The organism is Paenibacillus auburnensis (assembly GCF_927798115.1).
Taxonomy (GTDB): Bacteria; Bacillota; Bacilli; order Paenibacillales; family Paenibacillaceae; genus Paenibacillus_AQ; species Paenibacillus_AQ auburnensis.
The window spans coordinates 1386688-1404899 of sequence record NZ_CAKMMG010000001.1 but is presented as its reverse complement, the minus strand read 5'-3'; the positions used below and the strand labels follow the sequence as shown (position 1 = coordinate 1404899).

18 protein-coding genes are annotated in these 18212 nt (G+C 48.1%); all 18 read left to right on the top strand.

Annotated elements, in window-relative coordinates:
* The first annotated feature begins 133 nt into the window (after positions 1-133).
* On the top strand, positions 134-1252 hold the full coding sequence (gene dprA / locus L6H70_RS06435; protein ID WP_236331066.1) for a DNA-processing protein DprA: 1119 nt from the start codon (positions 134-136) through the stop codon (positions 1250-1252).
* 114 nt (positions 1253-1366) lie between these two features.
* Positions 1367-3463, top strand: a complete 2097-nt coding sequence (topA, locus tag L6H70_RS06430; protein WP_236331063.1) for a type I DNA topoisomerase — start codon at positions 1367-1369, stop codon at positions 3461-3463.
* Positions 3464-3486: 23 nt separating this feature from the next.
* A complete protein-coding gene (trmFO, locus tag L6H70_RS06425; RefSeq protein WP_236331059.1) occupies positions 3487-4845 on the top strand; it encodes an FADH(2)-oxidizing methylenetetrahydrofolate--tRNA-(uracil(54)-C(5))-methyltransferase TrmFO in 1359 nt (452 codons plus the stop codon).
* A gap of 126 nt (positions 4846-4971) precedes the next feature.
* Positions 4972-5514 carry an ATP-dependent protease subunit HslV gene (hslV, locus tag L6H70_RS06420; protein WP_236331057.1) on the top strand — a complete coding sequence of 181 codons (543 nt, stop codon included), beginning with the start codon at positions 4972-4974 and terminating at the stop codon, positions 5512-5514.
* 33 nt (positions 5515-5547) lie between these two features.
* Positions 5548-6948: an ATP-dependent protease ATPase subunit HslU gene (hslU, locus tag L6H70_RS06415; protein ID WP_236331054.1), complete on the top strand. Its 1401-nt coding sequence runs from the start codon at positions 5548-5550 to the stop codon at positions 6946-6948.
* Positions 6949-7328: 380 nt separating this feature from the next.
* Complete coding sequence (gene flgB / locus L6H70_RS06410) at positions 7329-7736, top strand: flagellar basal body rod protein FlgB (protein WP_236331052.1); 408 nt, start codon at positions 7329-7331, stop codon at positions 7734-7736.
* 6 nt (positions 7737-7742) lie between these two features.
* Positions 7743-8195: a flagellar basal body rod protein FlgC gene (gene flgC, locus L6H70_RS06405; RefSeq protein WP_236331049.1), complete on the top strand. Its 453-nt coding sequence runs from the start codon at positions 7743-7745 to the stop codon at positions 8193-8195.
* A 29-nt stretch (positions 8196-8224) separates the two neighbouring features.
* Positions 8225-8533: a flagellar hook-basal body complex protein FliE gene (gene fliE / locus L6H70_RS06400; protein ID WP_423802775.1), complete on the top strand. Its 309-nt coding sequence runs from the start codon at positions 8225-8227 to the stop codon at positions 8531-8533.
* A gap of 34 nt (positions 8534-8567) precedes the next feature.
* Positions 8568-10157: a flagellar basal-body MS-ring/collar protein FliF gene (gene fliF / locus L6H70_RS06395; protein WP_236331047.1), complete on the top strand. Its 1590-nt coding sequence runs from the start codon at positions 8568-8570 to the stop codon at positions 10155-10157.
* Positions 10158-10161: 4 nt separating this feature from the next.
* The gene (gene fliG, locus L6H70_RS06390; protein WP_206100600.1) at positions 10162-11178 is read left to right on the top strand and encodes a flagellar motor switch protein FliG; all 1017 of its coding nucleotides are present in this window, start codon (positions 10162-10164) and stop codon (positions 11176-11178) included.
* Complete coding sequence (locus tag L6H70_RS06385; protein WP_236331044.1) at positions 11171-12019, top strand: FliH/SctL family protein; 849 nt, start codon at positions 11171-11173, stop codon at positions 12017-12019. Before fliG ends, L6H70_RS06385 begins: the two co-directional genes overlap by 8 nt.
* A complete protein-coding gene (gene fliI, locus L6H70_RS06380; protein ID WP_054942108.1) occupies positions 12012-13325 on the top strand; it encodes a flagellar protein export ATPase FliI in 1314 nt (437 codons plus the stop codon). Before L6H70_RS06385 ends, fliI begins: the two co-directional genes overlap by 8 nt.
* A 6-nt stretch (positions 13326-13331) precedes the next feature.
* Positions 13332-13775: a flagellar export protein FliJ gene (fliJ, locus tag L6H70_RS06375; RefSeq protein WP_054941080.1), complete on the top strand. Its 444-nt coding sequence runs from the start codon at positions 13332-13334 to the stop codon at positions 13773-13775.
* An 18-nt stretch (positions 13776-13793) separates the two neighbouring features.
* A complete protein-coding gene (locus L6H70_RS06370; RefSeq protein WP_236331041.1) occupies positions 13794-14741 on the top strand; it encodes a MotE family protein in 948 nt (315 codons plus the stop codon).
* A 24-nt stretch (positions 14742-14765) separates the two neighbouring features.
* Positions 14766-16274 carry a flagellar hook-length control protein FliK gene (locus L6H70_RS06365; protein WP_236331038.1) on the top strand — a complete coding sequence of 503 codons (1509 nt, stop codon included), beginning with the start codon at positions 14766-14768 and terminating at the stop codon, positions 16272-16274.
* A gap of 26 nt (positions 16275-16300) precedes the next feature.
* Positions 16301-16795, top strand: coding sequence for a flagellar hook assembly protein FlgD (gene flgD / locus L6H70_RS06360; RefSeq protein WP_236331035.1), 495 nt, complete (start codon positions 16301-16303; stop codon positions 16793-16795).
* Positions 16792-17175, top strand: a complete 384-nt coding sequence (locus L6H70_RS06355; RefSeq protein WP_236331032.1) for a TIGR02530 family flagellar biosynthesis protein — start codon at positions 16792-16794, stop codon at positions 17173-17175. Before flgD ends, L6H70_RS06355 begins: the two co-directional genes overlap by 4 nt.
* Positions 17176-17299: 124 nt before the next feature.
* On the top strand, positions 17300-18118 hold the full coding sequence (gene flgG, locus L6H70_RS06350) for a flagellar basal body rod protein FlgG (RefSeq protein WP_236331030.1): 819 nt from the start codon (positions 17300-17302) through the stop codon (positions 18116-18118).
* The last annotated feature ends 94 nt before the right edge of the window (positions 18119-18212 follow it).

Genomic DNA, 18212 nt, shown 5'->3' with positions numbered 1-18212 from the left:
CAGGGGAAAGGTTGCTTTTTTGCGTATAGTTCTGGTGCCAGGGAACCAGCTTCGCAGCAGTAACTTGCATTTTTAACGCAAGTACCACAAAATAGGGAAGGCTGACCCTTCCATCCTAAGGGAGAGAATACATATGGAAACACGTGACTTATTATTTGGACTGAATGAAGTGGAGGGGATCGGCTGGAAAAGCATCGACAGAATTCGCCAGGCAGGGTTTTTGACGGAGCAAGCGTTTGTCTGCAGTCCGGAAGAATGGCAAAAGGCCGGATTACCGGCAAAAATTGCACAGCGGCTGGCTGAATCGTTTGATGCGGAATGGATTCATAAACGCCGTCATTTAATGGAAGAAAGCGGAGTAGCCATGGTGACTGTTCTGGATGAGCAATACCCTCCTTTGCTGAAGGAAACAGCGCAGCCGCCCTGGGTGCTTTATTACCGCGGGTCTCTGGAATATGCTTCCCGTCCTGCAATAGCGATGGTGGGTACACGTGTGCCTACTGCCTATGGACGTAAAGTAGGAGAGATGCTCTCGGAGCAGCTGAGTACGGCCGGGCTTGCGGTAGTCAGCGGACTGGCCCGGGGAATCGACAGCGTGTGTCATGAAGCGGCATTAGCCTGCGGCGGAATTACAGTCGCTGTTGTTGCTACTGGACTGGATAAAGTCTATCCCCCCGAGAACAGGGAGCTGGAGCGGGAGATTTCACAAAAAGGGCTGGTGCTCAGTGAGTATCCGTTAGGCACTCCGAGTCATCCGGGCCTGTTCCCGCAGCGCAACCGGATTATCGCCGGTCTTACTTTAGGAACGCTGGTTGTCGAAGCTGACTCCCGCAGCGGTTCCTTAATCACGGCTGATGCTGCCCTGGAAGCAGGAAGGGATGTGTTTGCGGTTCCCGGACCGGTTACTTCTCCCAAAAGCCGCGGAGCGCTTGACCTGATCAAACAAGGTGCAAAACTTGTAACCTCTGCAGAAGATATTGTAGAAGAATATATTTCTTTTATACCTGTAAAGGCTGACAGAGAGAGCGGAAACACCCTTTTTGAGCAGGGGAATGGTAATGGGCTGACCGAAAAGAAATTGACAAGTGAGGAGTCTCACCTATACCATATACTGCATCAAGGCCCGTTTAGTCTGGATGAGCTGCTGTTTAGAACAAGGTGGGATTTTGGACATTTGCATTCAGTTCTGTTATCTTTAATCATAAAAAAAGTGGTAACACAATTGCCGGGTGCAATTTATAAGGTAATTTAATATAGAAGGAACAGAGTTAAGCGTATTCGCAAGAAGGGTGTATGCTTCGGAGCAATTGAACGATGTCTATTTCAAGGAAGCAAATGCTCACAATACTTTTAGGAGGAACAACCTATGGCAGATACATTAGTCATTGTCGAATCGCCGGCAAAAGCGAAGACAATCGGCAAATATCTAGGCAGTAAATATATTGTAAAGGCTTCTATGGGACATATCAGAGATCTGCCGAAGAGTCAGATTGGCGTCGAGGTAGAGAATGACTTCAGTCCCAAATATATCACGATTCGCGGTAAGGGATCGATTCTCAAGGAACTTAAAGATGCCAGAAAAAAAGTGAAAAAAGTCTATCTGGCGGCTGACCCGGACCGCGAAGGTGAAGCCATTGCCTGGCATCTGGCGCATGCGCTAGATTTGGATAACACAGAGGAGTGCCGGGTTGTTTTTAACGAGATCACGAAGCAGGCTGTAAAGGATGCTTTTAAGACCCCCCGCAAAATTAATATGGATTTGGTTAACGCGCAGCAGGCCCGGCGGATTCTGGACCGGCTTGTCGGTTATAAAATCAGTCCACTATTATGGAAGAAAGTCAAAAAGGGCTTGTCGGCCGGCCGGGTACAATCGGTTGCCGTTAAGATTATCATGGACCGCGAGAATGAAATCTCCGCGTTTGAACCGACTGAATATTGGAGTATTACCGCAAAACTAGGCATCCGGGATTCCGTCTTTGAAGCCAAGTTTCACAAGCTGAATGGTGAAAAGAAAGAGCTGGGCCGGGAAAGCGATGTTCAGGAAGTACTGGAAGCCATTAAGAATGCTGATTTCAAGGTGCGCGAAGTGAAGGAGAAGGAAAGACAGCGACATCCTTCGGCACCGTTTACCACAAGCTCACTTCAGCAGGAAGCGGCCCGCAAGCTGGGCTTTCGTGCTGCCAAAACCATGTCTGTGGCTCAGCAGCTGTATGAAGGCGTAGAGCTTGGCAAGGAAGGCACGGTCGGTTTGATCACCTACATGCGTACCGACTCCACTCGTCTTTCCGCTACCGCTCAGGAAGAAGCGAAGGAACTGATTCTGGCCAAGTACGGTGAAAAGTTTATTCCGGAATCCCCCCGCCAGTATTCCAAGAAAGCTGCAGGAGCGCAGGATGCGCATGAAGCGATTCGTCCAACCTCGGCACTGCGCGAACCTGAGATGGTCAAAGAGTTCATGAGCCGTGATCAATTCCGCTTATATAAACTGATCTGGGAGCGGTTCGTCTCCAGCCAAATGTCCTCTGCACTACTTGATACACTCTCCGTGGATATAACAGCAGGAACTGCGATCTTCAGAGCTGTCGGCTCCAAAGTTTCTTTCCCTGGATTTATGAAGGTGTATGTGGAAGGTAATGATGACGGGACGACAGACGAAGAGAAATTTTTGCCGCCGCTGAAAGCCGGAGACGACTTGGTGAAGCAGGACATTGAGCCTAAGCAGCATTTCACCCAGCCGCCGCCACGGTATACGGAAGCACGTCTGGTCAAAACACTGGAAGAGCTGGGTATTGGCCGCCCGAGTACGTATGCCCCTACGCTGGAGACGATCCAGAAACGCGGTTATGTGGCGATTGAAGAGAAGAAGTTTATGCCTACGGAGCTCGGCGAGCTGATTATAGAGCAAATGGAAGAATTCTTCCCGGAAATTCTCGATGTGGAATTTACAGCGCACATGGAAGGGGATCTTGACCATGTGGAAGAAGGTGCGGAGGATTGGGTAAAAGTTCTGGCCGGATTTTACGAATCCTTTGAGAAGCGCCTGGTGTATGCCGAAGAGGAAATGAAAGAGATTGAGATTGAAGACGAGGTCTCCGACGAGCTTTGCGAGAAATGCGGAAAGCCGATGGTTTATAAGCTAGGACGGTTCGGGAAGTTCCTGGCCTGCTCAGGATTCCCCGACTGCCGCAATACGAAGCCGATTGTGAAGGACATCGGAGTCAGTTGTCCGAAGTGTCATGAAGGTAAGGTCGTCGAGCGTCGCAGCAAGAAAGGACGCGTGTTCTATGGCTGTGATCAGTACCCTGGCTGCGACTTCGTCTCCTGGGATCGTCCTTCCCTTAAACCATGTCCAGTTTGCGGCTCTTGGATGGTGGAGAAGCGCAACAAGCAAGGCACGAAGCTGCAATGTACTTCTTGCGATCACACTGAGGCTGTACTTGAGGGCGAAGAATTAGCAGAATAAATAGTTTTCAGGAGGAAAGGAAATTGACAGAAACAGCTAAAGTAACAGTAATAGGAGCGGGCCTCGCCGGCAGCGAGGCTGCCTGGCAAATTGCCTCAAGCGGGGTACCGGTCAGATTATATGAAATGAGACCCGCAGTAAAAACACCTGCTCATCACACTGATCAATTTGCCGAACTGGTATGCAGTAATTCGCTCCGGGCAAATGGGCTGGGAAATGCAGTGGGCGTATTAAAGGAAGAGATGCGGCGGCTGAACTCGCTTGTCCTTGGCGCAGCTGACCGTCATGCAGTTCCTGCGGGCGGGGCACTTGCTGTTGACCGGGACGGTTTCTCTGGTGAGATCACCCGGACCTTGCACGAACATCCGCTTGTAGAAGTCATAAATGAAGAACTTACGCATATACCGGAGGATGGGATTGTTGTCATCGCGACAGGACCTCTGACTTCTCCGGCATTATCTGATGAGATAAAGGCTTTATTGGGTGAAGAATACTTCTACTTCTATGATGCTGCAGCACCGATTGTGGAGAAGGATACTATCGACATGAGTAAGGTATATTTGGCTTCCCGGTACGACAAGGGAGAAGCAGCTTACCTGAACTGCCCGATGACCGAAGAGGAATTTGACCGTTTTTATGATGCGCTGATTTCGGCTGAAACTGCTGCGCTCAAAGATTTTGAGAAAGAGATTTACTTCGAAGGCTGCATGCCGATTGAAATTATGATGAAGCGTGGCAAGCAGACAGCGTTGTTCGGGCCTATGAAACCGGTGGGACTTATGAATCCACATACGGGGAAGCTGCCTTACGCTGTCGTTCAGCTGCGCCAGGACAATGCTGCCGGAACGCTTTATAACCTGGTTGGCTTTCAGACTCACCTTAAATGGGGTGAACAAAAGCGGGTATTCTCACTGATTCCGGGTCTTGAGAATGCGGAGTACGTCCGTTATGGCGTAATGCACCGTAATACATTTATTAATTCTCCCAAGCTGCTGCACCCTACTTATCAGATGAAGGGCCGGGAAAGATTATTCTTCGCCGGACAGATGACCGGCGTTGAAGGCTATGTGGAGTCTGCGGCATCCGGACTGATTGCGGGAATCAATGCAGCCAGAGCTGCGCTTGGTGAAGAAGGCATCGTATTCCCGGAAGATAGTGTGCTGGGCAGTATGCCGGCATATATTACTTCCGCCGATCCGGAGCATTTCCAGCCGATGAATGCTAACTTCGGACTGCTTCCGAAGCTTGAGAAGAAGATCCGCAGCAAAAAAGAAAAGAATGAACTGCTCGCCTACCGGGCGCTCGACAGTATCGCGGAATTCGCGGCCCGAACAGGGCTTGCTTACAAAGAACCGGAGCCAGCGGAACCCAACCCGTCATAATTTGAAGTTTACACAGCATAAGCTTATGATTTATACAGCATGAATTTAAGGGTGCTGCTTACCACACCACATTCTTAAAATTCATATTAATAAGAAGTAAGTTTATTCTAGGAGGTTGCTAAATTTATGTTACCCAGCTTTCATGCAACTACAATTTGTGCGGTTAGACATAAGGGCCATGCTGCGATAGCGGGCGATGGACAGGTTACTTTTGGCGAGAGCGTTATCATGAAGACGACGGCCAAAAAAGTCCGCCGCCTGTACAGAGGACAAGTAATCGCCGGTTTTGCAGGTTCCGTAGCCGATGCGATTACTTTGTTTGAGAAATTTGAAGGTAAGCTTGAGGAGCATCACGGCAATCTTCAGCGGGCCGCAGTAGAACTGGCTAAGGACTGGCGCCAGGACCGCATCCTGCGCAAGCTGGAGGCGCTGATGATCGTGATGGACAGGGAAGGTATGCTGCTGATCTCGGGCAACGGCGAAATCATTGAGCCGGATGATGATGTACTGGCCATCGGCTCCGGAGGCAACTTTGCCCTGGCCTCGGGACGCGCGCTCAAGCGCCATGCTCCTGACCTCAGTGCCGCAGAAATTGCCAAAGAAGCGCTGCAGATTGCTTCGGAGATTTGTGTGTATACCAATTCCAATATTATTGTTGAACAATTGTAGGCACGGTGCCACAGAAAGAGGGAGGAAGTCGCAATGGTGAATCAATCGCTCACACCCCGTCAAATCGTCGCTGAACTTGATAAATATATCGTAGGCCAGAAGCAGGCCAAAAAATCGGTAGCAGTTGCTCTGCGTAACCGTTACCGGCGCAGTCTGCTCCCGGAGGAGCTGCGTGATGAAGTTGTTCCCAAAAACATTCTGATGATTGGTCCAACCGGTGTAGGAAAGACGGAGATAGCCCGGCGTCTGGCTAAGCTGGTTAATGCACCGTTCATCAAAGTTGAGGCTACCAAATTTACCGAGGTTGGATATGTGGGCCGGGACGTGGAGTCCATGGTTCGCGATCTGGTGGAAACTTCAATCCGTATGGTCAAGCTGGAACGGACCGAGAAAGTGAAAGATCGGGCAGAAGAGCTTGCTAATGAACGTATCGTCTCGATTTTGGCCCCATCGTCTTCGAAGAACAAATCGCAGCGCAATCCTTTTGAGATGATCTTCGGAGGGAACAACGCAAGTTCCGAGGACAGCAAGGAAGAAGCAGAGGACGGAAGCCTGAGTGAACGCCGCCGCAATATCAAATTCAAGCTGCTGGCAGGTCAGCTGGAAGAAGACATTATTGAAATCGATGTTGAAGATACGGCTCCAACCATGCTCGATATGTTTGCCGGCCAGGGTAATGATCAGATGGGGATGAACATGCAGGAAATGTTCGGAAATCTGCTGCCTAAGCGGACTAAGAAGCGTAAGCTTCCGATTAAGGAAGCCCGTAAGGTGCTTATTCAGGATGAGGCTGCCAAACTGATTGATATGGATGATGTTATTCAGGAATCAATAACCCGTGCAGAACAGTCCGGCATCATTTTTATTGATGAGATCGATAAAGTAGCCAGCCAAGGTAAAGGTTCCGGACCGGATGTCTCCCGTGAAGGGGTACAGCGTGATATTCTGCCAATCGTAGAAGGTTCTACTGTGATGACCAAATACGGCCCTGTGAAGACCGACTACGTGCTTTTCATGGCAGCCGGAGCTTTCCATATTGCTAAGCCTTCTGACCTCATCCCTGAGCTTCAGGGGCGCTTCCCGATCCGTGTGGAGCTGAGCAGTCTTACACTGGAGGACTTTGTATCCATTCTGACAGAACCCGAGAATGCGCTGACGAAGCAATATGTCAACTTACTGAAGACAGAGAATATTGAAATTCAGTTTCAGAAGGAAGCAATTCAGGAAATTGCCAAAATTGCTGCATCAGTGAATCAGAATATGGAGAACATCGGTGCCCGGCGTCTTCATACCATTCTTGAGAAGCTACTGGAAGATCTTTCCTTTGAGGCCCCTGAGTTGACTCTGGAGACCATGGTGATAACACCCGAATATGTTCGCGAAAAACTGTCAGGAATCGCGCAGGATCGGGATTTAAGCCAATATATTCTGTAAAACGGTGGTCTTCGGAAATTCCATTAAATTTAGGTATTTAGAATTAGTGATGTGCATAAAAATCCCTGAAATAGAATAAATCATGTAATAAATTGTTAAATAAATGCATATTATGGCATTAGAATGTCAAAAAATTGAAAAACCATGCTTTAAGCCCTCTCTTTTCAGAAAAGATAGGGCTTATTTCTTATTGTAATAATATACAAATTCTACGAGAATCAAAGTATATGAGATTGCCAATAGAATCATCCGTCGACACCTTTCGACCCTAGTTTGAAAAAAATAGCAAATAAATTAGCCTTTTTTGTCGAATCAAGCAGGAGTTCGTAAGGAAGTTGTGGAATTCTTTTCATTATGATAGCTTTGGAAGGGGGATTTCCATGGGTTTGCTGAATAGTGTCAGTTTTCAACGATTACAGGGAGGCCTTGATGCCGCCAACAAGCGACAAAGTGTTTTAGCCAATAACGTAGCAAATGCCGACACACCCGGATTTAAACGTTCAGACGTTTCTTTTGAAAGTGTGCTTGCCGCACAGGAAAGTGGACTGAAGCCGACGCTCGGTGCGAAGGTAACGGATTCTCGCCACTTCCAATTCGGTAATGTGTCTGCTGTGCCGTCTGCGGTCGTTAGCACAGATGAAACAACTTCGATGAATAACAACGACAATAATGTGGATATGGACCGGGAGATGGCGCTCAGTGCTGAGAACCAGCTCAGGTATAACTCTTATGTCCAGCAGTTGAACAGTCAAATCACGATGATGCGCACAGTTATTCAAGGGGGGTAAGCAATAGTGAATTTTGGTAGCAGCTTTGGAATAAGCGCCTCAGCCTTAACTGCCCAGCGGCTCAGAATGGACGTGATTTCCTCTAACATTGCCAACGCTGAGACAACAAGAGCCTCTGTCGTGGATGGTAAGGCCGTTCCGTACCGGCGCAAGCTTGTAGTGCTGGAGACAGAGAAAAATAACAGTTTCTCGAATATTTTGAATTCGAAAATGGGTAGTGAGAACGGTAGTGAAGGAGTTAAAGTTCAGTCAATCATTGAGGATTCTTCACCACTGAAGCCAGTCTACAATCCAAGTCACCCGGATGCGGATGTCAACGGATATGTATATATGCCCAACGTGGATCTGACAAAAGAAATGGTGGATATGCTGTCCGCCTCCCGTTCTTATGAAGCGAATGTTACGATGCTAAACGCATCAAAAGCAATGGTCAGCAAAGCGCTAGAAATCGGACATTAAGATGAACTGACATTTTAGGAGGGTAATCGTTGATACAAAATTTAACTATCGGGACACAGGCTATCCAACCGCTTGCTATGAAATCTGCAGCCGTCGAGTCTGGGAAAGTAACCGGTTCCAAACAAAGCTTCGGATCTTATCTGGAAGATGCTTTGAATCAGGTGGCTGGCCAGGAACAACAAGCCAAGGATATGAGTAATAAATTTGTATTAGGAGAAGTCAATATCGATGAGGCGATGATTTCTTCGCAACAGGCATTGCTGAGTTTGCAGCTGACTACACAAGTCCGGAACAAAGTGATTGAAGCCTATCAGGAAATTATGAGAACTCAGATCTAAATAATCCTAGCTTAGTTTCGGATGGGGTGACACTGTGAATGAAAGATTTGCCCAGTACAGGGAGAAGTTAACCCAGTATTGGAACAGATTCAGCGGTAAACAGAAAATATTATTTTTCTCTACCCTGTTTATCATCATAATAATAATCGTAGTTTTGACCATGCAGCTTTCGAAGACGGAATACGAGGTAGCCTTTCAAGATCTGGATAGTACAGATTCAGCAGGTGTCATGACTTACCTGGATTCCGCTGGGATTTCTTATCGATTGAGCCCGGATGGCAAAAGCATCTCAGTACCAAGCACAGAGGCAGCCCGTATTAAGGTGGATATCGGTTCACAGGGGATCGTGCAGGGAGGCTCTATCGGATACAAAATCTTTGATGAATCCTCGTCCATGATCGGTACGACAGATAGTGAGTTCAATGTCAAATATAACAATGCATTGAATGGTGAAGTAGAACAATTGATGAGACGGATGCAAGGGATCAAGGATGCCAAGGTGCTGATCAATCTTCCAAAAGAGACGGTTTTCGCTTCTCAGGAGGATCAAGAACAGGCTTCCGCTTCCGTGGTGCTCACATTTAATCCGGGATTTAGACCTTCACAAGATAATATTGACGGATACTTCAATCTTGTAAAGACCGCTGTGCCGAATTTGCCGGTTGATAACATTACGATCGCCAATAACGAGGTCGAATTGATGCCGAGCGCCAGAGGCGGACAAACCGGGGTTTCCAGCCAGGTGGAAGAAAACTTTACTCTTCAGAAAAAATTTGAAGAAGAAGTCAAAAAGGATGTAAAACAATTTCTTAGTACACTCACTGGTCCCGATAAGGTGGATGTTCTGGTCTTCTCTAAGCTGAATTTTGATAAGGAAAATCGGAAGGAAGATCTAGTCACACCGGTGGATACGGAGAATATGAAAGGAATTGAAATTAGTTCACAAATTATCAGCAACACCTATTCGGGTCAAGGAAACACTACCGGGGGAGTTGCGGGTACAGGATCGCAAGATGTCTCGGGTTATCCTTCTGGAACAGATACAGGCACCTCTACTTCTGAAGAATCTTCGGAAACCAGGAACTACGAAGTGAACCGGATCACCAAGGATATTATCGCGAGCCCATATACTGTTAAAGATTTAACCATAAATGTTGCTGTTGAACCACCTACCGGACAAACAACTTTAGATGCTGCAACTTCATCGGCAATTCAGAACATTCTGGTTAATATCGTACGAGCTTCATTGGCAGATTCAGGAGTCACTTATACAGACGCTGATCTAACTAAAAAAGTTTCGGTATACTCGCAACAATTCGGAAGCAATGAAGCGGCTGCCGGTTCCGGCGGACTTGCAACATGGATGATTTGGGCGATTGCAGCAGGGGCGCTGCTGATCGGTGCGGGTGGCGGATTCGTTATTTACCGGAGCCGCAAGAAGAAGGAAGAAGAAGAAGTGGAAGAAGATATTCCGCTGCAGGTTCCTACCGAGTTCCCATCCATTAACTTGGAGAGCGTGACGAATGAAAGTCAGGTTCGCAAGCAACTGGAAAGTCTGGCGAAGAAGAAGCCGGATGAATTCGTAAATCTGCTGCGCACATGGCTTGCAGACGAACAGAGGTGAACTAATGGCAAAAGCTAGCCAGCAGGGTCTCAGCGGCCGCCAAAAGGCGGCAATCCTGCTTATCACACTAGGGCCCGAGGTATCGGCGCAAATATTCAAACATCTAAGAGACGAGGAAATTGAACAGCTCACTCTGGAAATTGCCAATGTCCGCAAGGTGGACAGTGTAGAAAAAGAGTCGATTATGTCCGAATTTCACCAGATATGTCTCGCTCAGGAGTATATCTCGCAAGGCGGTATCAACTACGCCAAGGAGATTCTGGAGAAAGCTCTTGGCTCAGCCAAAGCACTTGAAGTTATCAACCGGCTGACGGCAACGCTGCAGGTTAGACCCTTTGACTTTGCCCGTAAGGCTGATCCTAATCAGATCTTAAACTTCATTCAGAATGAAAATGTACAGACAATTGCACTCGTTTTATCTTATTTGCAATTTGAACAAGCGGCCACGATCCTGTCTTCTTTGCCACAGGAAAAGCAGGCTGAGGTTGCCAGAAGAATCGCGATTATGGATAGCACCTCACCAGAGGTTGTTACACAAATTGAGCGTGTACTGGAGCAAAAGCTTTCTGCAACGGTTACGCAGGATTACACCAATGCCGGCGGTATCGAGTCTATTGTTCAGATCTTGAACGGGGTAGACCGTGGAACAGAACGAACGATTTTGGATTCCCTGGAAATTCAGGATCCGGAGCTGGCCGAAGAAATCAAAAAACGGATGTTCGTGTTCGAGGATATTGTCAATGTGGACAACCGTTCGATTCAGCGCATTATCAAGGATATCGAAAATGCGGATCTGCAGCTGGCACTCAAGGTTGCAAGCGAGGAAGTACGGGATGTTATTTTCCGCAACATGTCCAAACGGATGGCCGAAACCTTCCGCGAAGAAATGGAATATATGGGCCCTGTCCGGCTGCGTGATGTTGAAGAGGCTCAGACACGTATTGTAGGCACGATCCGCAGACTTGAAGAATCAGGTGAAATTATCATCGCCCGTGGTGGAGGAGATGACATAATTGTCTAGGCTGATTAAACACTCCCAATATGTTCCGGTAGATGTGCTTAAACGGTTGGAGCAGGCCAGGCAGCATGCCGGCCTTGCTGAAGAGCCTGCTGTAGAAGATGCGGCAGGTGAGGTTCATTATCATGATCCCGCCCGTGAAGAGGCAGAGCAAACCCGCAGGCAAATGCTGAAGGATGCCCAGGAATTCGCTGAAGGTCAGGTCAGGAACGCATCGCTGGAAGCTGAGAATATTGTGGAATCGGCACGGACGGAAGCAGAGGAATGGTGGCGGCAGCGCAGAGAGCAGGATGAGCATCTGATCGAGGCCGTCAAATCCGAAGCGTTCCAGCAAGGATACCAGGAAGGTCTGACACAGGCAGAACATGATATGGCTCAAAAAATGGCCGAGATGATGGAAGAGGCACGGAATGTGCTTCAGGAAGCTTACCGGGCGAGAGATGTAATAATTCAGGAAGCTGAACCTTTTCTAGTGGAGTTAAGCTGTGGAATCGCAGAAAAAATCGTGGACAAGCAGTTGACTGTAGAACCGCAGTTTGCTATGGATCTGATTCGTAAGAATCTGGCACGTAAAAGGGAGCAGGGATTAATCTCCTTGTGCGTTTCACCAGCTCAGTTCGCCTTTGTTAACTCGGCGAGAGAGGAACTGTCACTAGCGGTGGACTCCCAGGCAGAGCTGCAAATCCTGCCCGATTCGACAGTCAAAGATCTGGGTTGCGTGATCCGTTCTTCCTTTGGCAGTATTGATGCCCGGATCGATACCCAGCTTGCTGAAATCAAAAAAGAGCTGGTAAGAATCGCATTGGACACCGAGGAGCACAGAAAAGGGGAAGGCGATGCTTGACAGTAGACGATATAAAGAACAACTGCGTAATTTCGACCCGGTTAGAATCAACGGGAAGGTTACTCAGGTTATCGGACTGATGGTAGAGTCAGAAGGGCCGGATGCCAGCATTGGAGATGTGTGTTATATCTATCCGGCAAAAGGCAATAAGCCGCTCCAGGCTGAAGTGGTAGGTTTTCGGGACAACAAGGTACTGCTGATGCCGCTGGGTGAACTGCAGGCGATAGGGCCGGGCTGCGATGTGGTGGGCACTGGTAAACCGTTAAGTGTTCAGGTGGGTTCAGAATTGCTGGGCAAGGTGCTGGACGGATTGGGCCAGCCGCTGGACGGATCACTCATTCCCGCGCGGATGCCGCACAGCTCAACCTTTAATATCCCTTCTAATCCATTAAACCGCCCTCGTGTACACGAGCCTATCAGTATTGGAGTCAGGGCAATAGACGGACTCCTGACAATCGGCAAGGGACAGCGGGTTGGGATCTTTGCGGGATCTGGGGTCGGCAAAAGTACCCTGATGGGAATGATTGCCCGAAATACTTCTGCAGATGTCAATGTCATTGCGCTGATTGGTGAACGTGGCAGAGAGGTTCTGGATTTTATCGAACGTGATTTGGGGCCAGAAGGCCTGCAGCGTTCCGTAGTCGTTGTCGCAACGTCAGACCAGCCGGCATTAATCCGGATCAAGGGTGCGCTGATAGCTACAACGATAGCAGAGTATTTCCGTGACCGGGGCTTGAACGTCATGCTGATGATGGATTCTGTCACACGTTATGCAATGGCGCAGCGTGAGGTTGGACTTGCAGTTGGAGAACCGCCAGCAATGAGAGGTTACACACCATCCGTGTTTGCTAGTTTGCCTAAGCTGCTTGAAAGGGCAGGAACCGGGCCAACGGGCTCCATTACCGCATTCTATACAGTACTGGTTGACGGTGATGATATGAATGAGCCGATCGCCGATGCTGTGCGGGGGATTTTGGACGGGCATATTGTGCTAAACCGTAATATTGCCAACAAAGGCCATTTCCCGGCGATTGATGTGCTTGCCAGCATCAGCCGTGTAATGAAGGATATTGCTCCCGAGGAGCAGATTGCGGCTGCTGAGAATGTAAAGAGGCTTATGGCGGTATACAAGGATTCGGAAGACTTGATAAATATCGGAGCCTATCAGCGCGGTTCCAATGCTCAGATCGATGAGTCCATGCACTACATTGACAGCATATGGGATTTCACGAAGCAAAAAGTGAACGAGAAAGTAACCCTGGCAGAAGTTCAGCAAGCTTTAATTTCACAGTTCTCGAGGAGTTGATTGGCAATGAGGTTCCATTATACTTTTCAAAAAGTTGTGGACTTGAAAGGCAACGAGAAAACACAGGCAGAGTGGATGCTCTCAAGCGCGCTCGGAGAACTGCAAGCCCAGGAGAAAAGCCTTGATGAATTGCTGGATCAGCGGAATTCGCTGATGCTGTCGCTGCAAAGTGCGGCGGAGCAAAAAACGCCAATGGCTAAAATCATTGAGATGCAGAATTATTTGGAGCATTTGGACCACTGTATCGCCCGCAAACACTCGGACATCAAACGCGCGCATCAGGAAGTTCAGCATAAGCAGGACCATCTCAGCACAAAAGTATTGGATGAGAAGGTTTGGCTGAAGGCCAAAGACAAAGCACAGACGATCTTTCAGCAGAATATGATTTTACGGGAACAAAACGAACTGGATGAGATGGCTACCGTCCGCTTCGCGATGAAATCCCTCTAACCCGGGAGGTTTCCGCTAGTGGCTAAAAATGATATGGAACTTGAAAATGAAGAGTCAGCAGGCAAATTCGAGCGTTTTTTATTTCTGATGATACCTATCATATTTACACTCGTACTGCTTGGTGTATTACTGACTCTTTTTAATATGGACATCCGTAACAACGTCCTGGAAATCGCAAATAAGATTCCAGTCGTGGATAAGTGGATTCCTGATCCGGTTGCTGATCCGGCCAGTGAATCCTCAGATAATGAAGCCGCGCAGAGCGAAGAACAGGCTGCAAGCTCAGAATCAACGATTAAAGAGCTGAAGGCCCAGCTTGCTGCACAGGAAGCCCAGCTAAAGCAGGCTAATGAAGACAAAACTGCACAGAAAACACGATTAGAAGCGCTACAGAAGCAGATTGACACCATGACAGAAGAGGCAGCGGCAGCGACTGCGAGCACTGAAGAAACAGTGGATCCATATCAGGAGAAAGTGACCGAGTTAGCCAAGCTTTACGCGGGAATGAAGGCTTCCAAAGCGGCACCGATTATGGAGAACTTAACTGCCGATGAAATGGTGCAGATTTTCAGTGCAATGAATAACACCAGCAAAACGGCAATCCTCGAAAAAATGGATCCTAAAAAGGCTGCTGAAGTGTCGGTAAAGCTAAAAGAAACGACGAATTCTACCGATATGGCTATTGCAGCCCTTCAATCGAGACTCAAGCAGACGCAGACAGATACACCTGCAACATCAACTGCCGGCAACTTGAATCAAGATGAACTCAGTCAGACCTTTACCACGATGCCTGCTGCTGATGCTGCTACTCTATTAGGTTCGATGTACACGATCAGCCCGGATAAGGTAATCACGATTCTGAATACGGTTAGTGATAGTGTGAGATCTTCAATATTGGGTGAAATCACCAAAAACGATAGTACGCTGAGTGCCAAAATTGTAAATCGTCTAATGGGCGGTAAATAAGACTTGAGAGGAGGTGAAAAATAGATGAGTTTAGTTTTATCATCATTATCCGGCGGAAATATGGTACCGACAAATGGGACATCTACGACGGCTGGCGGAACAACAGCTGCGGCTGGAACTGCGGCGGCTGCAGGTGGAGGGGCAACAGCAATGCCTTTTGCACAGACGCTTGTTCAAACCATGGGAGGAAGCATACCAAAGGGTACTGGGACCCCGCTGCTTGGCAATCTGGCTTCGCTGCTTCAGGGGTTGATGAACGCTGTGCAGACTACAGGTGAAGAAACAGGCGATGCTGCAAACGTCCAAAGTGCAGATCTATTAAAAGGTCTTACTGAAGATGTTGAAAAGCTGGATGAAAACATTAGTGCTGATCCTGCTTTGCTGGCAGCTTTGCAAGGATGGCTGTTTCAAGTTTCAGCTCTGTTGTCTGGCAGTAATGCCACAGCAGAATCCGGTGGGAGTGAAGGCAATACGGATGCAGGTGTAGTGTTGTCGCCGCTTGCCCAGAACCCTGAGACGATACGTTTTGCCGTTCAGGATGAGCTTAACAGTCTCGTCAGCCTGATTAAGGATGCGGCAGCAAAGGGAAATGAAGCCCCAGCCGTTAAAGGGGCTGAACTTCTCAACCAGTTCTCGGCCATAATGGCTGAGGTAGTAACTCCTGAGAACAATAAAGTGAAGGTTAAAGGAACAAATACTACGGATATCCCATCAGCTTCGGCTAAACAGGCCGGAACAGAAGGCAGTATTAATCCGAAAGCCACTGATACCACAGTCCCGGTGCTTGTTAAACCTTCAACTGTAACTACAAAAAACCAAGCAGAAACAGCTGCTACTGCTGCAACGGCAGTTGAAGAAGTGAGTACAGTTGTAATTGGCACACAGGTGACCAAAACAGCAGGCGCTGCAGAAGCACTGAAATCTGCTTCCATAGAAGAGCCGCTTCCCGAAGTGAAAGCAGCGGAAGAAGGTCATGATATTGTGACAGCCGGTCAATTGTCGATTAGAGACGGTCTTACAGCACCATTGAAGGCTGAATCAGCTCCGGTGCCGGTTAGCCAATTTGCACAGCAGATGGATACTTTTATTACCGGTAAGCTGGAAATCGTCAAAAAAGGCGGAGTAGCAGAAGCAACCATCACTTTGTTTCCGGAAAATCTGGGACAAGTCGATGTTAAAATTACGATGCAAAACGGTAATCTGATTGCTCAATTCAATACTGCGCATTCCGGCGCCAAGGATATGCTGGAGCAGCAGATGAGTCAATTGCGGGCAGCGCTTCAGTCCCAGGGAATTCAAGTAGAGAAGCTGGAAGTTACACAGAATAATACACCGCTATTCTCACAGTTTAATGGACAGCAAGGAAGGCAGCCGGGTTCGAGTGGCCAGCAGGGCGGTCGTTCCAAGGAACGCCGTGAAGAAGTCGGAGATGCGGTACTTGCAGCAGAACTGAATGGTGAATGGAAGGACTGGGTTGCAGAGACCAAACAGAACGATCCAAACCAAGAAGGAAGTTTCTCAGCCAAGGCTTAGCTCTATGAAAAGCGAGGTGAAATGAAATGGCAACGACAAATCCAGTATCAAACAGTGAACAATGGAATTACGTCTCTAATAATTCAGCAACATCCAAAACTACGGGCAACTCTACTCTAGGCAAAGACCAGTTCCTGAAAATACTGATCACCCAGCTGCAGAATCAGGATCCCATGCAGCCGATGGAGGACAAGGAATTCATTGCTCAGATGGCTCAATTCTCATCAGTTGAACAGCTGATGAACATTTCGACCCAACTGACAGCGTTGAATCAGTCCCTGGGTTCTGTATCCGGTTTGATCGGTAAGGATATCACTTGGACAGATGCTGCAACAGAGCAGCCGAAGACCGGCAATGTCGAGTCAATCGTAGTGAGTAGTGGTGTGCAATATGCTGTAGTAGGTAGTGAACGTATTGCATTGACTGATATTACACAGATTCAAAATGCTGCTCCTAAAGCTGACATCGTCAGTGACAGTGAGACATCTTCAGATGGTGGGGAGAGCGGGGTGACGACATGAGCGATCGGCTGACTATAGGCCAGTTATATCCCGCAAGTGTTCATCCACAAGTGCTGCAAAGAACACAGGCAGTTAAAAATACTGCTACTGCAGAAGCGTCATTCGAGAGTGTGCTGCAAAAGAATATGCTTAAGTTCAGCAATCACGCAGCCAAACGCCTGGAGCAACGGGGAATAGAACTTGGAAGCAGCCAGTTGGATCAGATTTCGTCCGCAGTGGACAAGGCGGCAGCCAAAGGCAGTAAGGAATCTTTGATTTTATTGAAGGACATGGCCTTAATTGTAAGTGTGCCAAACCGCACAGTAGTGACAGCAATGGATGGAAGTTCGATGAAGGACAATGTGTTTACGCAAATTGATAGTGCAGTTATTATTTCTTAACCGGCCGGTCCTAACCGGAGAGCCGGAATGACCGCCGACCGACTGACGCGGCCATAGCTCAAAGAACAATTTTTAATACTAAATGAAGAGTCTTGGACTCTACAATCTGGGAGGGCTTTTAACAATGTTAAGATCAATGTATTCAGGAGTTTCAGGTATGCGCGGTTTCCAAACGAAGCTGGATGTTATCGGTAACAACATTGCTAACGTGAATACGATCGGTTTCAAATCCGGCCGTGTAATGTTCAAAGACATTATGAGCCAGACCGTATCCGGTGTTTCTGCACCGGTGGATGGCGGACAAGGCGGGGTGAATGCTAAACAAATCGGCCTCGGTGTAAGTATCGGTTCTGTGGATACCTTGCATATGGCGGGAAGTGCAATGACCACAAACAATCCAACTGACCTGCGGATTGACGGTGACGGGTTCTTTCTGGTTAAGCTTTCAGATGATCAGGAAACACCTTTCCTGACCCGTGCCGGGGACTTTCACATGGATGCAAGCCGCAACCTTATCACCTCTGACGGACTGCATGTACTGAATGCTGATGGTGAATCCATTCAGTTGGGTGAGGATGTAACAGCATTCTCGATTTCCAGCAACGGCACCATTGTACAGACTATGGCAGATGGCACGACTGAAGCCGGTGCACAAATCGCTGTAGCTAAAGTAAGCAACCCGCAGGGCCTTGAGAAAATCGGCGGCAACCTTTTCCGCATGACGCTCAATGCCAATGCTGATGGCGAACTTACACCTACAACAGCCAACAATACAGAAGTTGGTACAGGGGCTATTGTGGCGGGGCAGCTGGAAATGTCAAATGTTGATTTGACCGGCGAGTTCACCGAAATGATCGTTTCCCAGCGTGGCTTCCAGGCGAATTCACGGATTATTACAACTTCCGATGAAGTGCTGCAGGAAGTTGTTAATCTGAAGCGTTAATTTTCTGACCATTATTACAAACAAGCTGTATAAGAATAACGTTTCGCCTTTTGACGGAATCGTTATTGCCAAGTCATGGGGGGGAGCTCCTCCC